21 protein-coding genes are annotated in these 25,341 nt (G+C 63.0%); 2 read left to right on the top strand and 19 right to left on the bottom strand.

The features are described 5' to 3' along the window. Window positions 1–26: 26 nt before the first annotated feature. The 10 genes from pyc to NKI95_RS04705 form a co-directional block, all read right to left on the bottom strand. Window positions 27–3,485: a pyruvate carboxylase gene (pyc, locus tag NKI95_RS04660; RefSeq protein WP_352714499.1), complete on the bottom strand. Its 3,459-nt coding sequence runs from the start codon at window positions 3,483–3,485 to the stop codon at window positions 27–29. A 234-nt stretch (window positions 3,486–3,719) separates the two neighbouring features. Then, complete coding sequence (locus NKI95_RS04665) at window positions 3,720–4,850, bottom strand: branched-chain amino acid ABC transporter substrate-binding protein (RefSeq protein WP_352714501.1); 1,131 nt, start codon at window positions 4,848–4,850, stop codon at window positions 3,720–3,722. 138 nt (window positions 4,851–4,988) lie between these two features. Then, window positions 4,989–5,336, bottom strand: a complete 348-nt coding sequence (locus NKI95_RS04670; protein ID WP_254816421.1) for a DUF6867 family protein — start codon at window positions 5,334–5,336, stop codon at window positions 4,989–4,991. A gap of 18 nt (window positions 5,337–5,354) precedes the next feature. Beyond that, window positions 5,355–6,083, bottom strand: a complete 729-nt coding sequence (locus tag NKI95_RS04675) for an ABC transporter ATP-binding protein (RefSeq protein WP_254816420.1) — start codon at window positions 6,081–6,083, stop codon at window positions 5,355–5,357. Further along, window positions 6,083–7,231 carry an ABC transporter ATP-binding protein gene (locus NKI95_RS04680; protein WP_352714502.1) on the bottom strand — a complete coding sequence of 383 codons (1,149 nt, stop codon included), beginning with the start codon at window positions 7,229–7,231 and terminating at the stop codon, window positions 6,083–6,085. Before NKI95_RS04680 ends, NKI95_RS04675 begins: the two co-directional genes overlap by 1 nt. After that, window positions 7,231–8,859 carry a high-affinity branched-chain amino acid ABC transporter permease LivM gene (livM, locus tag NKI95_RS04685; RefSeq protein WP_352714504.1) on the bottom strand — a complete coding sequence of 543 codons (1,629 nt, stop codon included), beginning with the start codon at window positions 8,857–8,859 and terminating at the stop codon, window positions 7,231–7,233. The genes NKI95_RS04680 and livM overlap by 1 nt, the downstream gene beginning before the upstream one ends. A gap of 4 nt (window positions 8,860–8,863) precedes the next feature. Further along, complete coding sequence (locus tag NKI95_RS04690; protein ID WP_023678052.1) at window positions 8,864–9,766, bottom strand: branched-chain amino acid ABC transporter permease; 903 nt, start codon at window positions 9,764–9,766, stop codon at window positions 8,864–8,866. 336 nt (window positions 9,767–10,102) lie between these two features. Beyond that, window positions 10,103–11,104: a 4-hydroxyproline epimerase gene (locus NKI95_RS04695; protein ID WP_352714506.1), complete on the bottom strand. Its 1,002-nt coding sequence runs from the start codon at window positions 11,102–11,104 to the stop codon at window positions 10,103–10,105. A 28-nt stretch (window positions 11,105–11,132) separates the two neighbouring features. Then, window positions 11,133–12,383: an NAD(P)/FAD-dependent oxidoreductase gene (locus NKI95_RS04700; protein ID WP_352714507.1), complete on the bottom strand. Its 1,251-nt coding sequence runs from the start codon at window positions 12,381–12,383 to the stop codon at window positions 11,133–11,135. A gap of 48 nt (window positions 12,384–12,431) precedes the next feature. Next, on the bottom strand, window positions 12,432–13,325 hold the full coding sequence (locus tag NKI95_RS04705; protein ID WP_352714509.1) for a dihydrodipicolinate synthase family protein: 894 nt from the start codon (window positions 13,323–13,325) through the stop codon (window positions 12,432–12,434). 103 nt (window positions 13,326–13,428) lie between these two features. Between NKI95_RS04705 and NKI95_RS04710 the strand changes: the two genes are divergently transcribed. Next, a complete protein-coding gene (locus NKI95_RS04710) occupies window positions 13,429–14,082 on the top strand; it encodes a GntR family transcriptional regulator (protein WP_352714511.1) in 654 nt (217 codons plus the stop codon). Between the two features lie 14 nt (window positions 14,083–14,096). Here the strand turns inward: NKI95_RS04710 and NKI95_RS04715 are convergent, their stop codons facing one another. From NKI95_RS04715 to NKI95_RS04725, 3 genes are all read right to left on the bottom strand, one after another. Further along, window positions 14,097–14,411: a hypothetical protein gene (locus NKI95_RS04715; protein ID WP_352714513.1), complete on the bottom strand. Its 315-nt coding sequence runs from the start codon at window positions 14,409–14,411 to the stop codon at window positions 14,097–14,099. A gap of 304 nt (window positions 14,412–14,715) precedes the next feature. Beyond that, complete coding sequence (locus tag NKI95_RS04720; RefSeq protein ID WP_352714514.1) at window positions 14,716–15,012, bottom strand: hypothetical protein; 297 nt, start codon at window positions 15,010–15,012, stop codon at window positions 14,716–14,718. A 208-nt stretch (window positions 15,013–15,220) separates the two neighbouring features. Further along, window positions 15,221–16,717, bottom strand: coding sequence for a CoA-acylating methylmalonate-semialdehyde dehydrogenase (locus tag NKI95_RS04725; protein WP_292658506.1), 1,497 nt, complete (start codon window positions 16,715–16,717; stop codon window positions 15,221–15,223). A gap of 375 nt (window positions 16,718–17,092) precedes the next feature. On the opposite strand from NKI95_RS04725, the gene NKI95_RS04730 reads away from it, so the two are divergent. Continuing rightward, complete coding sequence (locus NKI95_RS04730) at window positions 17,093–17,974, top strand: LysR family transcriptional regulator (protein WP_352666100.1); 882 nt, start codon at window positions 17,093–17,095, stop codon at window positions 17,972–17,974. A gap of 39 nt (window positions 17,975–18,013) precedes the next feature. Here the strand turns inward: NKI95_RS04730 and NKI95_RS04735 are convergent, their stop codons facing one another. From NKI95_RS04735 to NKI95_RS04760, 6 genes are all read right to left on the bottom strand, one after another. After that, window positions 18,014–19,264 carry a D-amino acid dehydrogenase gene (locus NKI95_RS04735; RefSeq protein ID WP_352714516.1) on the bottom strand — a complete coding sequence of 417 codons (1,251 nt, stop codon included), beginning with the start codon at window positions 19,262–19,264 and terminating at the stop codon, window positions 18,014–18,016. Window positions 19,265–19,402: 138 nt separating this feature from the next. Continuing rightward, window positions 19,403–20,572: an alanine racemase gene (alr, locus tag NKI95_RS04740; RefSeq protein WP_352714518.1), complete on the bottom strand. Its 1,170-nt coding sequence runs from the start codon at window positions 20,570–20,572 to the stop codon at window positions 19,403–19,405. A gap of 29 nt (window positions 20,573–20,601) precedes the next feature. Next, complete coding sequence (locus NKI95_RS04745; protein ID WP_352714520.1) at window positions 20,602–21,123, bottom strand: RNA pyrophosphohydrolase; 522 nt, start codon at window positions 21,121–21,123, stop codon at window positions 20,602–20,604. A 1-nt stretch (window position 21,124) separates the two neighbouring features. After that, the gene (locus NKI95_RS04750; protein WP_352714522.1) at window positions 21,125–22,321 is read right to left on the bottom strand and encodes a divergent polysaccharide deacetylase family protein; all 1,197 of its coding nucleotides are present in this window, start codon (window positions 22,319–22,321) and stop codon (window positions 21,125–21,127) included. A gap of 199 nt (window positions 22,322–22,520) precedes the next feature. Continuing rightward, window positions 22,521–23,846: a S41 family peptidase gene (locus NKI95_RS04755; protein WP_023719673.1), complete on the bottom strand. Its 1,326-nt coding sequence runs from the start codon at window positions 23,844–23,846 to the stop codon at window positions 22,521–22,523. Then, complete coding sequence (locus tag NKI95_RS04760; RefSeq protein ID WP_352714524.1) at window positions 23,847–25,190, bottom strand: murein hydrolase activator EnvC family protein; 1,344 nt, start codon at window positions 25,188–25,190, stop codon at window positions 23,847–23,849. Window positions 25,191–25,341: the final 151 nt, after the last annotated feature.

Here is a 25,341-nt window from a genome sequence, read left to right on the forward strand (position 1 = left end):
ACAAGACTCCCTGATGCCGGCCTATTTCACCCGAACGCGATCAGCAGATCCTTGGCATCGATCTGGTCGCCGGCCTTGACCAGCACTTCGGCTATGGTGCCGTCGCGTTCGGCATGCAACGCCGTTTCCATCTTCATCGCTTCGATCGACAGCAGCACGTCACCAGCCTTCACCGCCTGGCCGGCAGCGACCGCAAGCGCCGAGACGACGCCAGGCATCGGCGCGCCGACATGCGCCTCGTTGCCCGGCTCCGCCTTGCGCCGCGCCTTGGCGGCGGATACGCCATGCGCCCGGTCCGGCACCTTCACGCGGCGCGGCTGGCCATTGAGCTCGAAGAACACGGTGACCATGCCCTTTTCGTCGACATCGCCCAGGGCAAGGCAGCGCACCACCAGCGTCTTGCCTTTTTCGATGTCGACGAAAATTTCATCTTCCGGCTTCATGCCGTAGAAATAGGTCGGCGTCGGCAGCACGCTGACCGGCCCGTAGGTCTCCTGCGCGGCGGCAAAATCGGAAAACACCTTCGGATACATCAGCCACGACGCGAACTCGAACTCACTGAGCTTGCGCTCGAGCTTTTCCTCGACCTCCGCGCGGCTGGCCTTGAGATCCGCCGGCTTGAGCAGCGAACCCGGCCGCACCGTGATCGGCTTTTCGCCCTTCAGCACCTTCTTCTGCAATGGCTTTGGCCAGCCGCCCGGCGACTGGCCGAGATCGCCGCGCAACATCGACACCACCGAATCCGGGAAGGCGATGTCCCTCGCCGGATTCTCGACATCGGCGACGGTCAGGTCCTGGCTCACCATCATCAGCGCCATGTCGCCGACGACCTTGGATGACGGCGTCACCTTGACGATGTCGCCGAACATCAGATTGACGTCGTGATAGGTCTGCGCCACTTCGTGCCAGCGTGTCTCCAGCCCGAGCGAGCGCGCCTGTTCCTTGAGGTTGGTGAACTGCCCGCCCGGCATTTCGTGCAGATAGACCTCCGATGCCGGCCCCTTCAGGTCGCTCTCGAAGGCGGCGTATTGGTTGCGCACCGCCTCCCAGTAGAACGAGATGTTCCTGATCCATTGCGGGTCGAGGCCCGGGTCGCGCTCGGTGCCCTTCAGCGCCTCGACGATCGAACCCAGGCACGGCTGCGAGGTGTTGCCCGATAGCGAATCCATCGCCGCGTCGATGGCGTCGACGCCGCTCTCCACCGCCGCCAGCACGGTTGCCGCCGACAGGCCGGATGTGTCGTGGGTGTGGAAGTGGATCGGCAGGTCCGTCGCCTCGCGCAGTGCCTTGAACAGCACGCGGGCCGCCGCCGGTTTCAAAAGCCCGGCCATATCCTTGACGGCGATGATATGGGCGCCTGCCGCCTGCAATTCCCCGGCCAGGCCGACATAATATTTCAGATCGTATTTGGCCCGCGCCGGATCGAGTATGTCGCCGGTATAACAGATAGCCGCTTCGATCAGTCTGCCCTCGGCGCCGACCGCATCCATGGCGACGCGCATGTTCTCGACCCAGTTCAGGCAGTCGAAGACGCGGAACAGGTCGATGCCGCCGGCCGCAGCCTGCTTGACGAAATGCTGCACGACATTGTCGGGATAGTTGGTATAGCCAACGCCATTGGCACCGCGCAGGAGCATCTGCAGCAGAAGGTTGGGTGCTGCCTCGCGCACCAGCGACAGCCGCTCCCATGGGTCTTCGGTGAGAAAGCGCATGGCGACGTCGAATGTGGCGCCGCCCCAGCATTCGAGCGACAAAAGCTGCGGCAACGCACGCGCATAGGTGCCGGCAATGCCGGCGACGTCATAGGTGCGCACACGCGTCGCGAGCAGGGATTGATGCCCGTCGCGCATTGTCGTGTCGGTGACCAGCACCTCTTTTTGCTCGCGCATCCACGCGGCGAATTTCTCCGGCCCGAGCACGTCGAGCTTCTGCTTGCTGCCTTGAGGCACATTGCCGTTGAGATATGGCACCACTGGTGGCGCCGCATCGGCCTTTGGCTGCGGCCGGCCGCGCGTCTCGGGATGACCATTGACCGAAACGTCGGCAAGATAGTTGAGCAGCTTGGTCGCGCGGTCCTGCCGCTTCACACTGGCGAACAGTTCCGGCGTCGTGTCGATGAACTTGGTGGTGTAGGAATTGTCGGCGAAGCTCGGGTGATTGATGATCGCCTCGAGGAAGGTGAGATTGGTCGCCACGCCGCGGATCCGGAATTCGCGCAGCGCCCGGTTCATGCGGGCGATGGTCTCGGCCGGCGTCGGCGCCCACGCCGTCACCTTTTCCAGCAGCGGATCGTAGAAGCGGGTGATGACCGCGCCCGAATAGGCGGTGCCGCCATCAAGGCGGATACCGAAGCCGGTGGCACCGCGATAGGCGGTGATGCGGCCATAGTCGGGGATGAAATTATGCTCGGGATCTTCAGTGGTGATGCGGCACTGCAGTGCGTGACCGTTGAGCCTGATGTCCTTCTGCGCCGGAACGCCCGATTCCGCCGTGCCGATGGCAAAGCCGTCGAGGATATGGATCTGCGCCTTGACGATGTCGATGCCGGTCACCTGTTCGGTGACGGTGTGCTCGACCTGGATACGCGGATTGACCTCGATGAAATAGAATTTTCCGGTATCGGCATCCTGCAAGAACTCGACCGTGCCGGCGCCGATATAGCTGGTTTCGCGCGCGATCCTCAGCGCGTAGCCGCAAAGCTCCTCGCGCTGTGGCATTTCAAGATACGGCGCCGGCGCCCGCTCGACCACTTTCTGGTTGCGGCGCTGGATCGAACAATCGCGCTCGAACAGGTGCACGGCGTTGCCTTGGCGGTCGCCCAGCACCTGCACCTCGACATGGCGTGCGCGCTCGATCAGCTTCTCGAGATAGACCTCGTCCTTGCCGAAAGCCGCCTTCGCCTCACGCTTGCCTTCCATCACCTCGCGGGCGAGATCGGCCTCGGAGCGGATGGCGCGCATGCCGCGGCCGCCGCCGCCCCACGACGCCTTGAGCATCACCGGGTAGCCGATCGTCTTGGCGAGTTCCTTTACCGCCGCCATGTCGTCCGGCAAGGGATCGGTAGCGGGAATTACCGGCACACCGACTTCGATTGCGAGATTGCGGGCGGCGACCTTGTTGCCCAGCCGGCGCATCGTATCGGGCTTTGGTCCGATGAAGATGATGCCGGCCTTGGCACAGGCCTCGGCGAATTCCGGGCTCTCCGACAGCAGCCCGTAACCCGGATGGATGGCATCGGCGCCCGAAAGCCTGGCGACACGGATAACCTCCTCGATCGACAGATAGCTTTCGATCGGCCCCATATCCCTGGTCAGGTGCGGCCCGCGGCCGACCTGGTAGCTTTCGTCGGCCTTGAAGCGATGCAGCGAGTATTTGTCCTCCTCTGCCCAGATCGCCACGGTTTTGAGGCCGAGCTCATTGGCCGCGCGGAAGACGCGGATGGCAATTTCGGAGCGGTTGGCGACAAGAATCTTCGAGATTGCCAAGGACAAGGCTCCGGACGCGGAGGGTAAGGAAACTGACGACATGATTAACGCGAAAATGCTGCAGTGCAAACAAAATCGAAAAGAGGATTAAATCGATTTAGTTTGATCTATCGCGTCGACGCATTGCATGTCGATCCGGAGAACGCCTGGGCAGTTCCGATCCAAGCGTTCGGGAAACCCCCATGAAAAATGCCCGGCGCGAGGCGCCGGGCATTTTCATGTAGCAACGTCCGGTTATTTGCCGGGTGCGTTCTCGACATAGGTGTACTTGCCGTCGTCACCCTTCTTCCAGGTGTACATGACGTAGTCCGGACGGGTGATATCGCCCTTTGCGTCGTAGCCGATCTCGCCGATCGCGGTCTTCCAGGGGCCGGCCGACTTGATGGTCTCGGCTACCTTCTGAGCGTCGTCGGCTGAACCGGTCTTGGTGATGGCGGCCGCGATGATTTCCATCGCGGCGTAGGAGTAGAGGGTATAGGCCTCAGGCTCGAAGCCGGCCGCACGGAACTTCTCGACGAGTTCCTTGGCGTTCGGATTCTTGCGCGGATCCGGAGCGAACGTCATCAGCGTGCCCTCGACGGCGTCGCCGGCGATGGAGGCCAATTCGTTCGACACGATGCCGTCGCCGGACATGAAGGTTGCCTTGAGGCCCTGGTCAGCGAGCTGGCGTATGATCAGGCCGGCTTCGGTGTGCAGGCCGCCATAGTAGACCACCGAGACGCCCGCGTCCTTCATCTTGGCGATGAGGGCCGAGAAATCCTTGTCGCCGACATTGATGCCTTCATACATGGCCTCAGTCACGCCGTTGGCTGCGAGCGCCTTCTTGGTTTCGTCGGCGAGGCCCTGGCCATAAGGCGTCTTGTCATGGATGACAGCGATCTTGGCATCCTTGAAGTTCGCGGCGAGATAGTCGCCAGCGACCTTGCCCTGCTGATCGTCGCGTCCGCAGGTGCGGAAGGTGTTCCACATGCCACGTTCGGTGAGCTTCGGATTGGTCGCGGCCGGCGTGATCTCAAGGATGCCGTTCTCGGCGTAGACTTCCGACGCCGGAATCGAGACGCCGGAGTTGAAGTGGCCATCGACGTACTTGACGCCGTCGGCGACGAACTTGTTGGCGACCGAGATGCCTTGCTTGGGATCGGAGACGTCGTCGCCGACTTCAAGCTTCAGCTGCTGGCCAAGAACGCCGCCCGCCGCATTGATATCGGCGACTGCCTGTTCGGCACCCTTCTGAAGCTGGGCGCCGAACGCTGCGTTCGGACCGGTGATCGGACCGGCAACGCCGATCAGGATGTCAGCCCACGCGTTGCCGCTGAACGCGACAAGCGCGGCCAGGGCGACGGCGGACAAAAGTGACTTTTTCATTGAAACGCTCCCATTTACCGAGTGGGCGTGGATGTTGCTTTCATGCGATGCCCACTCTTGCTCGCAGAAAGAGTACTTTGCCGATTTTCAGGCACTTGTCACGCCGATTCATCCCTGAAACGCCGTTAATGATAAATGTCAACCTTTTGGTTTCCAGCTCAAAAGAGAGGCTCTTTCGTAAAGCCAATTATACTGCGTTACCATCTGGTTGGTGCGCGTGTATTGGTAGCCAATGAAGCCCAATATCATCAGCACGATGGTATCGACCACGTAGTAATGCAGCGAAAACATCGTTCCGCCGAACAGCGCATGATGGATGAATCTTACGCCGATGCCGAGCCCCAGCATATAGGCGAATAGCTGGGCGAAGCTGCGCCATGTTTGGGCACACGCCTTGCCCGTCATCCAGGCCGCCCAGCCACCGAGCAGGCAGGTCACGAAAAAGAACTGCCAAATCGAGGGTTCCTCATAAAGAATGCCCTGCATGATGAAGACTCCTGAAACTCAGTGATGGCCGCCCTCGAGATAGGCGGCGCGCACTTCCGGATTGGCGAGCAGTTCCTTGCCGGTGCCGCTCATCGTCACATTGCCGTTGACCATGACATAGCCGCGCGTGGCGAGCTTCAGTGCGCCGAAGGCGTTCTGCTCGACCAGGAACACGGTCAGTCCCTGCGTGCGGTTTAGCTCGCGAATGGCGTCGAAGATCTGCTTGACGATCAGCGGCGCCAGGCCTAGCGACGGCTCATCCAGCAAGAGCAGCTTCGGCCTTGCCATCAGCGCGCGGCCGATCGACAGCATCTGCTGCTCGCCGCCCGAAAGCGTGCCGCCACGTTGGCCGACGCGTTCCTTGAGCCGCGGGAACAGCGTGAAGACCCTTTCGACGTCCTCGTCGTAATGCTTGAGACCGTCGAGGCTGGCGCCCATCTGCAGGTTTTCCATCACCGTCATGCGCGGAAAGATGCGCCGGCCCTCCGGCGACTGCGCGATACGCATGCGCGCGATCTCGTGGGTCGGCATCTGGGTGATATCGGTGCCGGCGAAAGTGATAGTGCCGGCACGAGCGCGCGGAGCACCGAAGATGGTCATCATCAGTGTCGACTTGCCGGCGCCGTTGGCGCCGATCAGCGCCACGATCTCGCCCTGTTTGACGGTGACGTCAACGCCGTTCAGCGCCCTGATGTTGCCGTAGTAGGTCTGGACGCCCTTGATATCGAGCAGCGTTGTGCCGGCCATTATTTCCGCCCCCCACGCCGATTAGAGGTGCCGGGAGTTTTCGACTTCGCCGGAGCCTTGCCCGGCTTTGCCATGGAAGATTTCGCGGCCGATTTGGCTTTGGCCGGCGATCCGGACTTTGCAGCAGCGCTCGACCTTGCATCGATCTGCCCGGCCTTCGAAGCGCCCTTTGACACTGTGACGCGTTCGCCCTCGCTATGGCCGACCGTATCGGCCACCGGTCCGGCAAGATAGGAAGACGATGTGCCCGGTCCATGCGCGGCATCCGGACCGGTATCCAATTGCTCGATGACGTCCTCGTCGCCGACTTCGGTCAGTACCGTCTCGACGTCCTCGTCTTCAACGCCGAGATAGGCGGCGATGACGCGCGGGTCGGTTCGTACCGATTGCGGGTTGCCGTCGGAGATCTTGCGCCCGTATTCGAGCACGACGACATGGTCTGAAATCTGCATAACCACCGCCATGTCGTGCTCGATCAACAGGATCGACGTACCGGTGTTGTCCTTGATGTCCATCAACAGCGCATTGAGCGCCGCCGATTCCTTCGGATTAAGGCCGGCAGCCGGCTCGTCGAGGCACAGAAGCTCAGGGCCGGTGCACATGGCGCGAGCAATTTCGAGCCGTCGCTGCGCGCCATATGGCAGATCGCCGGCAGGATCGTCGGCGCGGTCGACGAGATCGGCCTTCTCCAGCCAGTGCTCGGCCAGTTCAACCGACTCCGCCGAAGCCTGTCTGTATCCGCTATAGCCGAACAGGCCGAGAATAGTATAGCCGGACGCCTTCATCAGCTTGTTGTGCTGGGCGACCAGAAGGTTCTCCAGCAGCGTCATGCCCGAGAACAGGCGGATATTCTGGAAGGTGCGCGCCACCTTGGCACGCGCCGGGATTTCATGGTTCGGCAAGCGTTCGAGCAGGAAGGTCGAGCCGTCGCGCCGGTTGAGCGTGATCATGCCTTCCGACGGCTTGTAGAAACCGGTGATGCAATTGAACACGGTGGTCTTGCCGGCGCCGTTGGGACCGATCAGAGCGGTGATCTCGCCACGTTTGGCCTGGAATGACAAATCGCCGATGGCGACGAGACCGCCGAACTTCATCGACAGATGCTCGACCTGCAGGATGGCATTGTTCACGGAGGGGCTCGCGTTCATCAGCCGTGTCCCTCCTTGGTGAAGGACCCGGACACCGCCCTGCGCACCTTGAGGAAGGCCGTCGGCTCGCGGCTGCCGACGAAGCCACGCGGCTTCCACAGCATGACGATGACCATGGCCATGCCGAACAACAGCATGCGATAAAGTTCCGGCGTGAAGTCGGGGCCAAACCCGGGTATGACCTTGATGTTGCCCCAACTCAGGCCGGTCTTGAGGAAATCCAGTTCGCGCAGGATTTCGGTGCCGCCGATCATCACCATGGCGGCGACGGCAATACCGACGAGCGAGCCCATGCCGCCAAGCACGACGATGGCAAGGATGATCGCCGATTCCAGGAAGACGAAGGATTCCGGGCTGACGAAGCCTTGCCGCGCGGCGAAGAACGAGCCGGCGAAGCCGCCGAACATCGCGCCCGTGGCAAAGGCCGTGAGCTTGGTGGTGGTGGTGTTGATGCCGAGCGAGCGGCAGGCGATCTCGTCTTCGCGCAGCGCTTCCCAGGCGCGGCCGACCGGCAGCCGCCTGAGCCTCACCGTGACGAAGGCGGTCAGCAGGCAGAGTCCAAGGATTAGGTAGTAGAGGAAGATCTTGTAGTAGGCGCCGGACTGCGCGATGCCGAGCACCTTGGAGATGTAGTTCGGGTCGGAGACGTTGAACGACATCAGGCCGAAGAACGAGACCTTCGGGATGCCGGAAATCCCGGCCGAGCCGTTGGTCAATTCGCGCCAGTTGATGATCACTAGCCTTATGATCTCGCCGAAAGCGAGCGTCACGATCGCCAGATAGTCACCGCGCAGGCGCAGCACCGGGAAGCCCAGCATGACGCCCCAGAATGCAGCCATCATGCCGGCGGCGGGCAGCAGGATCCAGAAGGAAAGGCCGTAATGCGTGCCGAGCAGCGCATAGGCATAGGCACCGACAGCGTAGAAGGCGACATAGCCGAGGTCGAGCAGGCCGGCCAAGCCAATAACGATATTCAACCCCCAGGCCAGCATCACGTAGATCAGGATCTGGATGCCGAAATTGTCGACATACTTCAGCGAACCCTGGAAACCGACCGCCATGGACCCGGCATATAGCGCCAGCACCAACACCACGACGATCGGGTAGAGCGCCAGTGCGGTTATGCCCAATGCCGAGAAATGAGCATGAATGAAGGCCCGGAAACGATAAATCAGCCAGGCCAGCGCATAGATGATTGCAAGCGCCCGCAGGAACCGCACAAAATCGGAAAGTTCCGGCCCTAAGGCCTCGGTCAGGAAGCCGCTGAGCGCCAGCAGAATAACGGCGACGGCGACCGCCACGATGAACGCGGGAAGGCGGAAGAATCGCGAAGCCAGGCTGACCGGCAGCAGGCCGGTGGCGACGTCGATGATCTTCTGGTTCGCCAGGAAAGGTTGGCCATAGGCGACGTAAAGGAAGCGTCCGGCCATAGTGGCGATCACGACGCCGGCGAGCAAGCCCCAGCGCTGCAACAGGATCAGTTCGTTGGAGATGTTCTGGTCGGTCTTCAGGCCGATGAACAGCACGAACAGGCCAAGCGAGATGGCGCCGGCATAGAGCGCTTCGCGAAAAGCGCGCTGGACCGGGGTGGCGACGACGGTGTTTTCCGGAGATACGGTGACCGCCATGAACTCAGACCTTTTCGACTTCTGGCCGGCCGAGAATGCCGGAAGGCAGGAAGATCAGCACGATCGCCAGGATGGAGAAGGCGGCGACGTCCTTGTAATCGATCGAGAAATAAGCCGACCACATGCTTTCGATGAAGCCAATCATCAGCCCGCCGAGCACGGCGCCGGGCAGTGAGCCGATGCCGCCGAGCACCGCGGCAGTAAATGCCTTCACACCGGGCGTAAAGCCGTCGGAAAACACCACCACACCGTAGTACATCAGGAACAACGTGCCGGCGACGGCGGCAAGGGCGGCGCCCATGATGAAGGTGATCGAGATGGTGCGGTCGACGTCGATGCCAAGCAGCGCCGCCATCTTGCGGTCCTGCTCGCAAGCGCGCTGCGCCCGGCCGAGCGAGGTCTTGTTGACCAGGTACCAGAACAGCGCCAGCAGGACTATGGTGACCAGGACGATGATGATCTGCTTCAGCGAGACGCTGATGCCTTCGATGTTGTAGACCTTGGACACCATTGGCGGGACCGGCTTGTTGCGCGGCCCTTGCGTCACCTGAACGAAATTGGACAGCGCAATCGACATGCCAATCGCGGTGATCAGCGGCGCCAGCCGGAATGAACCGCGCAAAGGCCGGTAGGCGACCTTCTCGATCGTCCAATTATACAGGCTGGTCAGCAGCATCGCGACGATCATCATGATCAGCAGCGCAACGACGATCGGCAACGAATAGAACAACGCACCGAGGATAAGGAAAACGATGAGCGCGGTGAAAGCGCCAATCATGAAAATGTCGCCATGGGCGAAATTGATCATGCCGATGATGCCGTAGACCATCGTATAGCCGATCGCGATCAGCCCATAGATCGATCCCAGCGTCAGCCCATTGATAAGCTGCTGGACAAAATACTGCATGCTGTCGTGGCTCCCCTGGAATGTCGCCCATGCAGACGCATTCCTTTTCGTATTTCCCCTAGTCGTAAAGTTTCGAGCCCGGATTGCAACGTGATTTTTCGATGGTTATGCGTGTTTTCGCCGCACGCCATCCGATTGCCCGTTTTGTTCCCGTCCGACCCCTGGACTATCGAGGACCCTACCATTGGCCTAACGCAATGTCTTTGACGATTCAATCGCAGCATGCACTCCATTTCGAAGAAATCGCCGTCAAAATAAGTTGATGAGCGGGATCGTTGCGCCGTTGACGTCAATCCGCTTGCGCTCTCTTTCTTTCCCCTGCGTCAGCGATTTTCCTTATTTGACGACGAAGCCGTGCGCGAACGGGTCGCGGTCGTCGATGAAGATCGTGTTCAATCCGGTCATTCGTGCCCAGCCGCCAATCGACGGAATGATTGCCGGCTTGCCGGCGACGGTGACCTCTTTCTCCACCCTGCCCTTGAACAGCGAACCGATGATCGATTCATGGACGAAGTCGTCGCCTACCCCAAGCTTGCCCTTGGCGTGAAGCTGCGCCATCCGCGCCGAGGTGCCGGTTCCGCAGGGCGAGCGGTCGATTGCCTTGTCGCCGTAGAACACGGCGTTGCGGGCATCGGCTTGCGGGTTGGTCGGCGCACCGGTCCACAATATGTGCGACAGCTTGTCGATGCCGGGATTCTCCGGGTGGACGAAGGAATATTTCTCGTTGAGCCGCTGCCGCACCACCGGGCTCCAGGCGATCAGGTCGCCGGCCGAATGATCGGCCATGTCGCGATAGTTCTTTTGCGGTTCGACGATGGCATAGAAATTGCCGCCATAGGCGACATCGACGCTGATCTCGCCGAGCCCGGGGCATTCGACCGTCAGTCCCTCGGCATAGAGGAACGACGGCACATTGGTGATGCGCACCTCCTCGACATAGTCGCCGACCTGCTTGTACTCGGCGACGACCAGGCCCGCCGGCGTATCCAGCCTGAGCACGCCCGGCGTCTTCGGCTTGATCAATCCATTTTCGACGGCAAAGGTCACAGTGCCGATGGTGCCGTGGCCGCACATCGGCAGACAGCCCGAGGTCTCGATGAACAGGATGGCGATGTCGCAATCTTCACGCGTCGGCGGATAGAGGATCGAGCCGGACATCACGTCATGGCCGCGCGGCTCAAACATCAGGCCGGTGCGGATCCAGTCATATTCGGCCAGGAAATGCGCTCGCCGCTCCATCATCGTCGAGCCGTTGAGCAGCGGTCCGCCGCCGGCGACCAGCCGCACCGGATTGCCGCAGGTGTGGCCGTCTATGCAGAAGAAGGAATTCTTGGCCATGCCGGCTCCCAACTGAATATCGTCGAACTCAAAACCGTTGCGGGCTGAACGGGCCGAGATCGAGCGATGGATTCTGCCCGAGAACGAGCTCGCGGATCAAGCGCCCGGTCGCCGCAGCCTGGGTCAGCCCGAGGTGACCATGGCCGAAACCGTACACCACCGACGGCGTTTGTTGCGAACGTCCGACCACCGGCAGCGAATCCGGCAGCGACGGCCGGAACCCCATCCATTCGCGGCCATTGGCCGGATCCAGTCCCGGCAGGAATTTCTGCGCCTTTTCGAGCAGCGCTTTCGAGCGCGCATAATTGGGCGGCCTCTCAAGGCCGCCGAGTTCGACCGCACCACCGACCCGCAGGCCCGTATCGAGCGGCGTGATGACGAAGCCATGCCCGGAGAAGATCAATTGTCGCTTTACGTCGAAGGCAGTCTTCGGCAACGTCGTGTTGTAGCCACGCTCGGTCTCCAGCGGGATTCCGTCGCCGAGATGTCTCGCCAGCAGATGCGACCAGGCCCCGGCAGCGATGACGAGATGCTTCGCCCCTCGCCGCGTGCCGTCGGCCGTGGTCAGGATCGCGCCGTCCTGTCCCGCCTCGACACGCTCGATCCGGGCCTTTTCGAACCCCGCGCCCAACCCCTCGGCATAGGCCCACAAGGCCTTTCCAAGCAGCTTGGGATCGGCGACGGTTTTCCACCCCGGCACGAACGTTCCCTTGACGAAGCGCGGCGACAGACCGGGCTGCAAGGCGGCGAGAGCGCTGCCCTCGACATGGCTGAAGCCGATGCCGAAGCGCTGTCTTGCCGCCCAGCCGGGCAGCGACGCCTTGAACTCGGCCTCGCTGTCATAGAGTTCGAGCGAGCCGTCCTCGTGCAGCATCGGCCGTGTGCCGGAACGGTCGAGCAAGCCCATCCATTCCGCCTCGGCGAGCTTCATCATCCCGGCCTGCGCGGCAAGGCCGGCTTCATAGCGGTCGCTTCGGCCGGCGCGCCAGAAGCGGACCAGCCAGGGCAACAGCTTCAGCAAATAGGCGGGCGGAATGCTGAGCGGGCCGAGCGGGTCGGCGAGCCATTTCGGCAACTGCCTGATCATGCCCTTGTGAGCCAGCGGCAGCACATCGGAGAAGGCAAAGGCAGCGGCATTGCCGGAGCTGGTTTCCTCGCAGATCCCCGTCCGATCGAAAATCGTGACGTTTCGGCCCGCCTCGGCCAGAAAGGCGGCGGCGCAGATGCCGATAATGCCGCCACCAATGATGGCAACATCGAGCGTAGCATTATCATTCATTGCCATGCGCCGCGCTGCACATCTGCAAATACCCTCGAAGGGACTGGATCAGAATGTCGGCAGCTCTGGCCGCACCGCCAGCGCGTCCCTGACGATCTTTTCGACAGCCTTGCGCCGCTCGCCCGCCAACGGCTGGCGCGGCATGCGCACGCGGTCGTTGGTGTTGATCGCCAAGACTTCGGCGAGCTTGATGTTCTGCACCAGATAGGTCGATACGTCGAGATCGAGCAGCGGCCGGAACCAGCGGTAGATCTTCAGCGCCTCCTCGCGGCGGCCCTGTCTCATCAGCTGGTAGATGGCGACCGTCTCGCGCGGGAACGCGGTGACCAGGCCCGCCACCCAGCCAATGGCGCCGACCGACAGCGCCTCGAAGGCGAGGTTGTCGACGCCGGTGAACAGATCGTAGCGGTCGCCGAGGCGGTTGATGATCTCGGTCGAGCGACGGATGTCGTCGGAGGACTCCTTGATGGCAGCGAAGCGCTGGTCCTTCGCCAGCTCCTCCATCTGGTCGACAGTGACGTCGACGCGGTAGGCAAGCCGGTTGGAGTAGATCATCACCGGCAGGTCGCCGGCCGCGGCGACGGCGCTGAGTGCCGCGACTGTCTCCTCGGCATTGGTATGATAGATCGGGCTCGGCACCACCATCAAACCGTTGGCGCCTTCTTTTGCGGCGCGGCGTGCGATCGCCGCCGCCTCGCGTGTGCCGGCTTCGTTGACCGTCAACAGCACCGGTTTGTTGCCGGCGATCTTCTGCGCGGTCTTCAGCACCGCGATCTTTTCGTCATGCGACAGCATCGGTCCTTCGCCAAGCGAGCCACAGACGATGATGCCGTCGCAGCCGGCCTCCATCTGCAGCGCAAAGCAGCGCTCCATCTCGGCATGGTCGAGGCGGTCATCCTCGGTGAACTTGGTCGTAACGGCGGGGAAGACTCCGGCCCACATGTCGGTCGCTCCATCTGATATATCAGCTGTATATTTCTTAAGAAGCCGGCTGTCAACATTGAATCTGATATGATATATCAACAATATATCAGGAGACGCCGCATTGGTATATGACAACCCAGGCTCCGAGCCGGCGACTGCAAAGGCCTACCGCAGGCTCGAGCACATGATCGTAACGCTCGAACTGGCGCCCGCGAGCTTCATCACCGAGGGGGCGCTGATCGACAGGCTCGGCCTCGGCCGCACGCCCGTTCGCGAAGCAATCCAGCGGCTGGCATGGGAGGGGCTGCTTGAGGTCCGGCCGCGTGCCGGCATCGCCATTGCGCCGCTTCACCCTGGCGACTGGCTACGCGTCCTCGACGCCCGCCGTGGCGTCGAGGTCGTGCTTGCCCGCTCGGCCGCCCGCTTCGTCACCCGCGAGGCCGCCGACCTGTTTCATGACGCTGCCCTTGCCATGCAAAAGGCGGTGATTTCGGAAAATGTGTTTTACTTCATCCAGGCCGACAAGGCGCTCGACGAAGCGCTGGCGCTGGCTGCCGACAACCCGTTCGCCGCGCGCCTGGCGGCACCCTTGCAAACCCACAGCCGTCGCTTCTGGTTCCGCTACAAGGCCGACACCGGCTTGGCCGAATCCGCCGAGCACCATGTTGCGCTGATCCGCTCGATCCTCGCCGGCGACGAAGAGGCCGCGGCCAAGGACGCCAAGCGGCTGATGGCACTGCTGCGCGGCCATGCCGAGGCGGCCGCGACGCGCTGACGCCGCCCGCTCCCTCATGAGTTTTGGCCGGGCAGGGCCTCCACGCTTTCCCAATTTTCGCCGGCTGCGACAATGCAGCTTCTGCCGGCGACGTCGGTCACGATGACCGTCCAGCTTCCGCTATCGGCGACAAAAACTTCCATGACCGCCTCCTGACCGATCAGTCCGAGAGCAAACTGTTTTTCCTGGAAATTCTCAGTCAGGTGGGCGACGAGGTCGGCATGTTCAACGCAGTATTGATATTGGGCGCTCGCGGCATTCGTACCCAGCGCGAATAAGCCAGCAAAAGCTACGGTCTTCACCCATCCTAACAGCGATTTGCGTGCCATAGGGCACCTCCTTTGCCATCACGATCCGGCAAAGGGAGGTGATTGACGGCCTCATTTTGCCGGAGCGATCCAGGCCGGTTCCGACGTCATCATCGCGTCGCTCCTTTCCGTGTTCCGGTCTGCCGTCAGCGATCGATTCTAGATGTTCTCGCTATGTTCCCATATATGGTATCGCTATCGAAAAATAGCAAGCCGTGCGCGCCTCAAGCGGGCGCGGGGAGATCCGTTTCAAAGTCGCCGAGAATAAGGCCGCAGCCCGGCTGCCGTGCCGAGGCTGCGGCCAGGTGAATAGGAAAGGCCTACTTCAGATACCGGGCAGCGCCGCTAACGTCATCGCGCTCTCCCAGCCTTCGCCGACTGAAATCACGCAGCTTTGACCTTTTGTATCGCTGGCGAGGATGGTCCAGGTGCCCTTGTCGGAAACGAAAACTTCAAGCACCACATTCGGATTGACGACGCCGACCGCGCTCGGGTTTTCATGAAACTTCTCGCCGAGCGCCTTGACCATATCGGCGCGTGCCGCACATTGCTCGGCAGCCGTTGCCGGGACGGCGGAAAGGGCCATTGCCGCGCAAGCTATAGTCGCCATGAGACGTGTCATCTGACACCTCCTTTGCGCCGGACGATATGCCCCGGAGCCGTCACCAGCGCCGTTGGTTGATCTGCCAGCGTCTCCTTCGCGGCAGGACTGCAACCTAAGAAGATTGCTGCCTTCTTGGTTCCATCACATTAGTGTTCATGCCGATGAAGACCGCGACAAAAAAGGCCCGGGTCGAGCCCAGGCCTTCTTTTGCTTTCCGCGATCTGGATCAGTTCATCGTCGGGATGACGAACTCGGCGCCATCCTTCACGCCGGACGGCCAGCGCGACGTCACCGTCTTGGTCTTGGTGTAGAAGCGGAACGCGTCCGGCCCGTGCTGGTTGAGGTCGCCGAAGGAGGACGCCTTCCAGCCGCCAAAGGTGTAGTAGGCGATCGGCACCGGGATCGGCACGTTGATGCCGACCATGCCGACCTGGACCCGCGAGGCGAAGTCGCGCGCCGCGTCGCCGTCGCGGGTGAAGATGGCGACGCCATTGCCCATCTCGTGCTCGTTGGCGAGCTTGATGGCGTTCTCGTAGGTTGGTGCGCGCACCACCGATAGCACCGGCCCGAAAATCTCTTCCTTGTAGATGCGCATGTCGGCGGTCACATTGTCGAACAGGCAGCCGCCCATATAGTAGCCGTTCTCGTAGCCCTGCATGGAAAAGCCGCGGCCGTCGACGACCAGCTTGGCGCCTTCCTTGACGCCGGTGTCGACATAGGACTTGACCCGCTCCAGCGCCTGCGCCGTGACCAACGGGCCGAAATCGGCGGAAGAATCCGTCGACGGACCGACCTTCAGGCTCTCGACGCGCGGCACCAGTTTTTCCATTAGCCGGTTGGCGGTGTCGTTGCCGACCGGGACGGCCACCGAGATCGCCATGCAGCGCTCGCCGGCCGAGCCGTAGCCGGCGCCGATCAGCGCGTCGACGGTCTGGTCCATGTCGGCATCGGGCATGATGATCATGTGGTTCTTGGCGCCGCCGAAGCACTGCACGCGCTTGCCGGCCGCGCAGCCGCGCGAATAGATGTACTGGGCGATCGGTGTCGAGCCGACGAAACCGATAGCCTTGATGTCGGGATCGTCGAGGATGGCGTCGACCACTTCCTTGTCGCCGTTGACGACATTAAGGATGCCGGCCGGCAGGCCGGCCTCTATGAACAGTTCGGCAATCCGCATCGGCACGCCCGGATCGCGCTCCGACGGCTTGAGGATGTAGGCATTGCCGCAGGCGATGGCCGGCGCGATCTTCCACAACGGGATCATCGCCGGAAAATTGAATGGTGTGATGCCGGCGACGACGCCGAGCGGCTGGCGCATCGAATAGACGTCGATGCCGGGGCCGGCGCCATCGGTGAACTCGCCCTTCATCATATGCGGCGCACCGATGCAGACCTCGACCACTTCGAGGCCACGCTGGATGTCGCCCTTGGCGTCGGCGATGGTCTTGCCGTGTTCGCGCGCCAATATCTCGGCCAGCGCGTCATACTCCTTGGCGACCAGCTCGAGGAATCGCATCAAGACGCGCACGCGCCGCTGCGGGTTGGTCGCCGCCCAGCCGGGCTGTGCCGCCTTGGCGTTTTCGACCGCCGCGCGCAATTCCGCCTGCGAAGCCAACGCCACCGTGCCGCGCACCGTGCCGTCCATCGGCTGCATGACGTCCTGCTTGCGGCCGCTGGTTCCTGCGACACGCTTGCCGCCGATGAAATGACCATATTCGATCATGATCTCTCTCCCTGGTTCGTGATGAGGCATTGTCCGCCTTTGCGGGAGCGATGGCAACGCGAGCGAAAACGCAACCGTTGTGCATAAAATAGAGTGCGAGAGGTGCCTGTGCATCAAATGGCGCAAATGGTAGGGAGTGTACTCCTATCGCTTGGATTGCTGAGTTGAGTTTCTTCACACCCCCCTCTGTCCTGCCGGACATCTGCCCCGCAAGGGGGGAGATTGGCGGCTTCGGCCTTACCGCCCTTTTTGCGACGTTGGAGATTGGCGAAAGCCGACCCGGCATCCGATCTCCCCCCTTGCGGGGGAGATGGCCGGCAGGCCAGAGGGGGGTGGGCGGGAACGCGGCGCTCCCTATCGAAACGGACCATCCCCATGAACTGGGATGACGCTCGCATCTTCCTTGCCGTGGCGCGGGCCGGCCAGATCCTCGGCGCCGCCAGGCGGCTGGAGCTCAATCACGCCACCGTCTCGCGCCGCATTGCCGCCCTCGAGGATGCGCTCAGGACAAAACTGTTTCGCCGGCTTACCACCGGCAGCGAGCTGACGCCGGCGGGCGAGCGTTTCCTCGAGATCGCCGAACGCATGGAGGGCGACATGATCGCCGCGCGCTCGACTGTTTCAGGCGAAGGCGACGACGTCTCGGGCACCGTGCGGATCGGCGCGCCGGACGGTTTTGGCGTCGCCTTCCTGGCCAGGCGCCTCGGCGCGCTGACCGCTCTGCACCGTGAACTCACCATCCAGTTGGTGCCGGTACCGCGCTCCTTCTCGTTATCCCGGCGCGAGGCCGACATTGCCATCACCGTCGAACGGCCGACGGAAGGCCGCCTGGTGGCGGGAAAGCTAGTCGACTACACGCTCGGCCTGTTCGCGTCGCGGGCCTACGCCGACACGCATGGCCTGCCCGGAACCGCCGCCGAGCTAGGGCAGCACACGCTGATCGGCTACGTGCCGGACCTGATCGTCAGTCCCTCGCTCGACTACGCGGCCGAATTCAGCGCCGACTGGCGCACCAGCTTCGCCATTTCCTCAGCGCTCGGCCAGGCCGAAGCGGTGCGTTCCGGCGCCGGCATCGGCATCCTGCACACCTTCGTTGCCCGCTCGATGCCGGAGTTAGTGCCTCTCGATATCGTCGCACCCATCCGCCGCGCCTACTGGCTGGTCTATCATGAATCGGTCAGACCGCTGCGCCGCGTCCAGATCGTCTCAAGCTTCATCACCAAGGCCGTCGAACGGGACAGGGGTTTGTTCGCGTGAAGCGTATCGGCCGTTGGCTGTCTTAAGCTGCTGGGGGTCTTACTTGGCGTATCGTCCCGGCCCGAGATCGCCGACGTCTGGCACCCGGCTGGAGATGATGTCGGCTAGAACCTTGGCCGAGCCGCAGGCCATGGTCCAGCCGAGTGTCCCATGGCCGGTGTTGAGATAGAGATTGGAGAAATCGGTGCAGCCGATCAGCGGCGGCCCGTCCGGTGTCATTGGCCGCAGCCCGCACCAGAAGGTCGCCGATCGCATGTCGCCGCTGCCCGGAAACAGGTCGCCGACCGAATGTTCGAGCGTGCGCCGCCGCGATTCGTGCAGCCGCAGGTCGAAGCCGGAAATCTCCGCCGTGCCGCCGACCCGGATACGGTCGCCGAGCCGGGTGATCGCTACCTTGTAGCTCTCGTCCATGACGGTCGAGACCGGTGCCGCGGCGGCGTCCTTGATCGGCAGGGTGATCGAATAGCCCTTGACCGGATAGACCGGGATGGGCCGCTTCAGCATGCGCATGAACCGCGCCGAATAGCTGCCCATCGCCATCACATAGGCATCAGCGACCATCCAGCCCTTGCTGGTGCTGATGTTGGTGATGCGATCACGCTTCTTGACGACGCGCCGTATCTCCGTGTCGTATTCGAAGGTGACGCCGCGTGCCGCGCAAAGCTCGGCAAGCCTGTCGGTGAACATCTTGCAGTCGCCGGTTTCGTCGCCGGGCAACCGCAGGCCACCGACGAATTTTTCGCGCACGCCGGCCAGCCCAGGCTCGGCCGCAATGCAGCCGTCGGGGTCGAGGACCTCGTAGGGGACGCCATAGGCCTTCAGCACCTCGACATCGCCGCCGACGCCGTCGAGCTGCTTTTGCGTTCGGAAGAGCTGCAGCGTGCCCTTGGCGCGCTCGTCGTAGGCGATGCCGGTCGCCTCGCGCAGCGCCTTCAGCGTGTCGCGGCTGTACTCGGCCAGCGGCACCATGCGCGCCTTGTTCAGCGCGTAGCGTTCAGCCGTGCAATTGCGCAGCATCTTGACCAGCCATATCCACATATGCGGATCGAGCGCCGGCCGCACCACCAGCGGACCGTGCTTCATCAAAAGCCATTTGATGGCCTTCAGCGGAACGCCGGGCCCGGCCCAGGGCGAGGCATACCCGGGCGAGATCTCGCCGGCATTGGCAAAGCTGGTTTCCAGCGCCGGGCCTTTCTGGCGATCGATCACCGTCACCTGATGGCCGGCCTCGGCAAGAAAATAGGCGGAGGTGACCCCGATCACGCCGCCGCCCAGCACGAAGATCTTCATCGTTTGGTTCTCCGCAACGACGTCTCGTCAGGGTCCGAGACCGGGATCATCGCCGCCTTCTGTCTGCCGGATTCTGCGGCGTCAGCCAAGTGCCGATGCTTAGGGAAAAGACATGCGTGAGGACAACAAGCTTGCGTCCTAGCCATTCACATAGCGCCGATGGAAACGGTGGCCGAGGCTGGTCAAGACCTCGTAGCCGATGGTGCCGGCATGGCCGGCTACCTGGTCCACCGTCTGCGACGACGGCCCGATGAGTTCGACGAGGTCGCCGGCCTTCAGCCTGCCGGGCGGCAGCGCGGAAATGTCGAGGATGATCGTATCCATCGAAATCCGGCCGACGAAGGGCAGCCGCACATTTTCGAACCAGGCGGAGGAAGCGGCGCGTCGATGCCAGCCATCGCCATAGCCGAGCGAAATCGTCGCCGCGGCAAGCGGAGCCTTGGCATGGAAAGTGTGACCGTAGCCGACACCGGCGCCGGCCTCCAATATCCGCGTCTGGATGACCTTGGCTTGCAATCGCACCACCGGCAGCATCGGATTGTCCTTCGCCGGCGTCGGATTGATGCCGTAGAGAGCGGCACCCGGACGGACGAGGTCGTAGTGATAGCGCTGCCCGAGAAAAATGCCTGATGAATTGGCAAGGGAAGCCGGCGCTTCCGGCAGCATCCGGCGCAGCCGTTCGAATTCCAGCCGTTGCCGTTCGTTGGCCGGTTGCTCGGGTTCGTCGGCGCAGGCGAGATGGCTCATCACGAAGGTCAGTTCGACACCGTCGAAGGCCTGCGGATCCCGCGCCACCGCTTTCACCTCCGCCGGCGTCATGCCGAGCCGCGACATGCCGCTGTCGACCTGGACGGCGGCCGGCAACTTACGCCCCACCCGCCCGGCCATCTCGCGCCATGCCGCGAGTTGGCTGGCGCTGTTGAGTACGGTGCAAAGCCCTGCCGCAACCGCTTCCCTTTCCGCACCCGGCGGAATGCCGTTCAGCACATAGATGGCCGGGTCTGAGCCGAGCGCCTTGCGCAGCAAGATGCCGCCGGCCAAATGCGCGACAAAGAAAATGTCACAGCCTTCAGCCATCAGCGCCGCCGCCACCGGCGCCGCGCCAATCCCGTAGCCGTCGGCCTTGACCACTCCAGCACAGCTGATGCCGCCCAGCCGCGCCTTCAGCCGCCGGTAATTCTCACGGACGGCGCCGAGATCGATGGTCAGGATCGCCCCCGCCGCCGCTTCGCTGATCGGCTCGCTCGGGGCGCCAGCCTGCGGTACAGAGACGGTCTGCGGAAGAGATTTGCTGGAGATATCATTCATGCCGACCTGTTTTAGCGGAAGGCCGACGGCTACGCCACCAGGTGCCGGAACGCTGCCACCACGTCTTCGTAAACCTTGCGCTTGAACGGCACGATCAGGCCCGGCAATTCCAGCATCGGCCGCCACGCCCACCGGTCGAACTCGGCCTTGTGGCCACCCGGCGGCGGATTGATCTCGATCTCGCTTTCGTCGCCGTGGAAGCGGAAGGCAAACCATTTCTGCGTCTGGCCGCGATATCGTCCCTTGAAGGCGACACCGACCAGATGGGCCGGCAGGTCGTAGTTGATCCAGTGCGGCGCCTCGGCCAGCAGCGACACCGAGCGCATGCCGGTCTCTTCGTAGAGTTCACGCGCCGCCGCGGGCAGCGGCTCCTCGCCATCGTCGATGCCGCCCTGCGGCATCTGCCAGAGCTGTGTCGTTCCGGCGAACTCGCTGTCCGGCTCGGCAATGCGGTGACCAACCCAGACCAGGCCGTCGCCATTGAGGACCATCACCCCTACGCAGGGCCGGTAGGGCAGTGTCTCGGCGTCAACGAGCTTGTTCTTTGCCATCTCAGCCTTTTTCCGGATCTATCGCCACCGCCGAAACCGGCACGATCTCGATGCCGCGCTTCTTGGCCTCGGTCACCCAGGAAGACACGGTATCCACCGTCAGGTCGAAGGCCGAGCCGATGCCGACGGCAAAGCCTTTCGCTCGCGCCGTCGCTTCCAGCCCATCCAGTTTCTTCAAAATGGCGCCGCGGTCCTGCACCGCGTCGATCGCCGTATCGCCGCCGACGAACGGCACGCCGTCCTTCAGTGCCAGTTCGGGTGCCAAGCTGCGCGCCGAGGAACCGTCATCGACATAGGCGAGACCACGCTTGCCAAGCTCGGCCATCAATGGCCCCATCGCCGTCGCGTCCGCTGAAAAGCGGGCGCCCATATAGTTCATGACGCCGGTGTAGTTGGTCGTTCGCGACAGCGCCCAGCGTAGATTCTTCAAATTCTCGTCCGGCGTCGCAGCCACGGTCAGCGTGTTGCGGCCGGGATTGACGTTCGGATAGTCGAACGGCTCGAGCGGCACCTGCATGATGACCTCATGGCCGCTCTGCCGCGCCATCTGCATCCAGCGGCCAATGCTGTTGCCTTGCGGCGCGAAGGCCAGCGTCACTTCCGCCGGCAGCTTGGCGATGGCTGCCTGCGTGCCGGTCTGCGACACGGCAAGCCCGCCGATGACGAGGGCCACGCGTGCACCGCGTGCGCCCGACCACGGCCGCGCATAGACATCGAACGGGCGCCGGCCGTCGGCGGCGCGGATCGGCAACAAACCGGTTTCGCTGGCCTCGATCAGCGCCTTGTCGGGAATGTGCGCGATCCTGAGGTTCTGGCCGATCGTCGAAGGGTCGCGGATGACGATGGCCGCCTTGGGCGGACCGTCGCCCTCTTCGGTCTGGACATGGATGATCTGCGGACCGCCCGTCTTCCCGCTTGTCGTTTGTTCGCTTGCGTTGCTTGGCGCTTCCGTTGCGGGCGTCGCCTTGGCCGGCGCCGCGGCGGTTTCGGCCGCTGCCGGCATCTTCGGCGCCGAAACGGCGACTTCTTGCGGCTTGCGGAATGGCTTGTCGCGCAAAGCGATCGCGCTGGAAACGCCGACCACGGACAGCACGACAAGCGCGGCCGCGACCGCACCGGCGCTGATCCCGCTGCCTGAGCGCGGCGGCCGGATCGCCTGTCCGAGAGGTCGTTCTATGTCCTTGCCGATATCAGCCAAGCCCGCACCCCCGGCGTGCATCCCCGAAGTAAACCTTCTCCGGAGGCGCAAAATCCAAAATGTCGGCGCGTCCCCTTGCTTCACTGACGCGCAGCATGCCGGCCGCAGCCCCGAATCAAACTGCCGGAGCCTCGCGGCCCCGGCAGCATCGCATCGCTTCGCTCAGGCAGCCAGACCTGTTTGGCCCGGCTTGCCGCCCTTACTGGTTCAACACGGCCTTTTGCGGATTCGGCGGGAACGCCGGATCCGTCTTCTGGCCGCGCAGCAGCTGCTCGGCATAGATGAGCTGCAAATCGTCCTTCGGTTCCGGCGGCACATAGGCTGCCGAACCCGAACCGGTCGTGCCTTCGTCGGCGCCCTTGATGTGGCCCTTGAGGTCGGATTCGCCGCGCGTCAGGTCCCTGCCCTGCAGTTCCGCCGGCAGCGGTTGGTCGACCTTGATGTCGGGCGTGATACCCTTGCCCTGGATCGACTTGCCGGACGGCGTGTAATAGAGCGCCGTCGTCAACCGCAGCGCCCCGTTCTCACCAAGTGGGATGATGGTCTGCACTGAACCCTTGCCGAAGGATTGCGTGCCGACCACCGTGGCGCGGCGCAGATCCTGCAGCGCGCCGGCAACGATTTCCGATGCACTGGCCGAGCCGCCATTGACGAGCACGATCAGCGGCTTGCCGCCGATGTCATCGCCGGCGCGCGCGTCGAAGCGGGTGACGTCCTTCGGATCGCGGCCGCGCGTCGAGACGATCTCGCCACGGTCGAGGAAGGCATCCGAAACGCTCACCGCCTGGTCGAGCAAACCGCCCGGATTGAGGCGCAGGTCGAGCACATAGCCCTTGAGCTTGTCGTTCGGCACCTGCTTCTTGATGGTGTCGATGGCATTCTCGAGATCGTCATAGGTCTTTTCGGTAAAGGAGGTGATCTTCATGTATCCGATGTCGTTTTCGACCCGGAACTTGACCGCCTTGACCTTGATGATGTCGCGCACCACCGTCAGTTCGATCGGCTTGTCGGCGCCCTGGCGCAGGATAGTGAGCTTGATCGGCGTGTTGACCAGCCCGCGCATCTTCTCGACGGCGTCGTTGAGCGTCAGGCCGCGGACCTCCTCGCCGTCGATCTTGGCGATATAGTCGCCGGCGAGCACACCAGCCTTGGCGGCCGGCGTATCGTCAATCGGCGTGATCACCTTGACCAGATCGTTTTCCATGGTGACCTCGATGCCGAGGCCGCCGAACTCGCCCTTGGTTTGCACGCGCATGTCCTGCGCTTCTTCGGCGTTCATGTAGGAGGAGTGCGGGTCGAGCGAGGACAGCATGCCGTTAATGGCATTTTCAACCAGCGACTTGTCATCGGGCGGCGTCACATAATTCGCCCGCACCCGTTCGAAGATATCGCCGAAGATCGCCAGTTGCTTATAGGTCTCGGAGCCCGCAGCCTTCGCCGTCGAGCCGGGCGCGCCATAGACCAGGCTCATCGCCGATGCACCCATCAGCGCACCGGCAAACAGAAGCGACAGTTTCCGCATCATTCACGTCCTTCCAGAAAAACGGTCCGCCCACCATGGGGCCGGATCGACGGGTTTTCCATCCTTGCGGAACTCGACATAGAGCTCCGGCGTGGCATTTCCATTCTTCGATGCCGAGGTGCTCGCCACCCGGGCCTCTCCCATCGCGCCGACCGGCTCTCCTGCGAGCACCGACTGGCCAGACGCGACGCTGATTCTGCTCATCCCCGCCAGGACGACATGATAGCCGTCACCCGCATTCAGGATCAAGAGTTGACCGTAAGAGCGGAAAGGCCCCGCATAAAGCACATTTCCATCCGCCGGCGCTGTGACGATGGCTCCCGATTGTGTCGCAACCATGTCACCGAGCATCACCGCGCCGTTACCGTCGTTGGCGCCGAAGCGCCGCTTGATCCTGCCGGTGACCGGCAGCGCGATCTGCCCTTGAAGCGCGGAAAACGGCGCGGCAGCGGTGAGCCTGTTGCTCTCCGGCACCGGCAGCGAGGCCAATTCCGTCGGGGCCGGGGTTGATGCCGGGCCCTTGTCGGCGTCCGCCGTCTTTTGCTCGGCTGCCTTGGCCGCATCCGCCGCCTTGCGGGCCCTATCGGCCTCGAGCGAGGCGATCAGTTCTTTCAGGCTGCCGGCCTTGGCCGCCAGCGTCGCGGACCGCTGCTTTTCGGCGGCCAGCGCGGTTTGCGTATCGGCGGCGAGCTTCTGCTTGGCTTCGAGCAGCATGCCGAGCCGCTTTTTTTCCGCCGCCTGCTCGCCGACCGCTGCCGTCAGCCGCGCCCGCTCGGCCTCGATCGAGGCCGTCACCCGCGACTGCTCTTTGAGGTCGGCCAGCAACATGTCGGTCTGCTGGCGCAGTTCCGGCACCACGGCACCGAGCAGGATGGCGCTGCGCACCGACGACAATGCGTCCTCCGGCTTGACCAGGATCGCCGGCGGCGGGTTAAGCCCCATGCGCTGCAGAGCGCCGAGCACTTCGGCCAGAACATCGCGTCTAGCCGCCAGTGAGGCGCGGATCTTCTGCTCCTGCGCCTTCAGCCCCTCGAGCTTGCCGCCAATGTCCTCGATGTCCTGGCCGAGCTTCTGCTCGGTCATCGCCGACTGGATCAGCGCGGCTGTGATCGAGGCGTGGTCCTTCTTGACCGCCGCTATGTCGGCGGCGAGCTTGGCCAGCCGCTCGGACGACAGCGTGATCTCTTTCGATACTTTTTCGTATTCGGCGCGGCTCTGGTCCGGGTCGGGCGCCAGGTCGAGCGTGTTCTCGGCCCGCGCGACGCCGAGCGAAAGCGCGATCGTCGCCACGGCGATGCCGCAGCGCACGCGCCAGGAGCCCGTTCGTGATTTCCAGTCTTCAGACATTGAAGCCTAACTCTATGCGCGGCTTCGTTAACGAACCATCAACCATGTTCGAGCCCCGGCCGCCATCCGCAAACCCCGTGAGCCCAAACTGTCGATGAGCATTGGGGCAAAAATCCGGGCGACTGGCGTCAATTCGCCGACCGAGCCGACT

Source organism: Mesorhizobium sp. M0306 (assembly GCF_040321655.1).
Lineage (GTDB): Bacteria > Pseudomonadota > Alphaproteobacteria > Rhizobiales > Rhizobiaceae > Mesorhizobium.

Bases quoted from the DNA above. Each gene is read 5' to 3' on its own strand.
- NKI95_RS04665 (WP_352714501.1), bottom strand. From the start codon at position 4,850: ATGAAAAAGTCACTTTTGTCCGCCGTCGCCCTGGCCGCGCTTGTCGCG.
- NKI95_RS04670 (WP_254816421.1), bottom strand. From the start codon at position 5,336: ATGCAGGGCATTCTTTATGAGGAACCCTCGATTTGGCAGTTCTTTTTC.
- NKI95_RS04675 (WP_254816420.1), bottom strand. From the start codon at position 6,083: ATGGCCGGCACAACGCTGCTCGATATCAAGGGCGTCCAGACCTACTAC.
- NKI95_RS04680 (WP_352714502.1), bottom strand. From the start codon at position 7,231: ATGAACGCGAGCCCCTCCGTGAACAATGCCATCCTGCAGGTCGAGCAT.
- livM (WP_352714504.1), bottom strand. From the start codon at position 8,859: ATGGCGGTCACCGTATCTCCGGAAAACACCGTCGTCGCCACCCCGGTC.
- NKI95_RS04690 (WP_023678052.1), bottom strand. From the start codon at position 9,766: ATGCAGTATTTTGTCCAGCAGCTTATCAATGGGCTGACGCTGGGATCG.
- NKI95_RS04695 (WP_352714506.1), bottom strand. From the start codon at position 11,104: ATGGCCAAGAATTCCTTCTTCTGCATAGACGGCCACACCTGCGGCAAT.
- NKI95_RS04700 (WP_352714507.1), bottom strand. From the start codon at position 12,383: ATGAATGATAATGCTACGCTCGATGTTGCCATCATTGGTGGCGGCATT.
- NKI95_RS04705 (WP_352714509.1), bottom strand. From the start codon at position 13,325: ATGTGGGCCGGAGTCTTCCCCGCCGTTACGACCAAGTTCACCGAGGAT.
- NKI95_RS04715 (WP_352714513.1), bottom strand. From the start codon at position 14,411: ATGGCACGCAAATCGCTGTTAGGATGGGTGAAGACCGTAGCTTTTGCT.
- NKI95_RS04720 (WP_352714514.1), bottom strand. From the start codon at position 15,012: ATGACACGTCTCATGGCGACTATAGCTTGCGCGGCAATGGCCCTTTCC.
- NKI95_RS04725 (WP_292658506.1), bottom strand. From the start codon at position 16,717: ATGATCGAATATGGTCATTTCATCGGCGGCAAGCGTGTCGCAGGAACC.
- NKI95_RS04730 (WP_352666100.1), top strand. From the start codon at position 17,093: ATGAACTGGGATGACGCTCGCATCTTCCTTGCCGTGGCGCGGGCCGGC.
- NKI95_RS04735 (WP_352714516.1), bottom strand. From the start codon at position 19,264: ATGAAGATCTTCGTGCTGGGCGGCGGCGTGATCGGGGTCACCTCCGCC.
- alr (WP_352714518.1), bottom strand. From the start codon at position 20,572: ATGAATGATATCTCCAGCAAATCTCTTCCGCAGACCGTCTCTGTACCG.
- NKI95_RS04745 (WP_352714520.1), bottom strand. From the start codon at position 21,123: ATGGCAAAGAACAAGCTCGTTGACGCCGAGACACTGCCCTACCGGCCC.
- NKI95_RS04755 (WP_023719673.1), bottom strand. From the start codon at position 23,846: ATGATGCGGAAACTGTCGCTTCTGTTTGCCGGTGCGCTGATGGGTGCA.
- NKI95_RS04760 (WP_352714524.1), bottom strand. From the start codon at position 25,190: ATGTCTGAAGACTGGAAATCACGAACGGGCTCCTGGCGCGTGCGCTGC.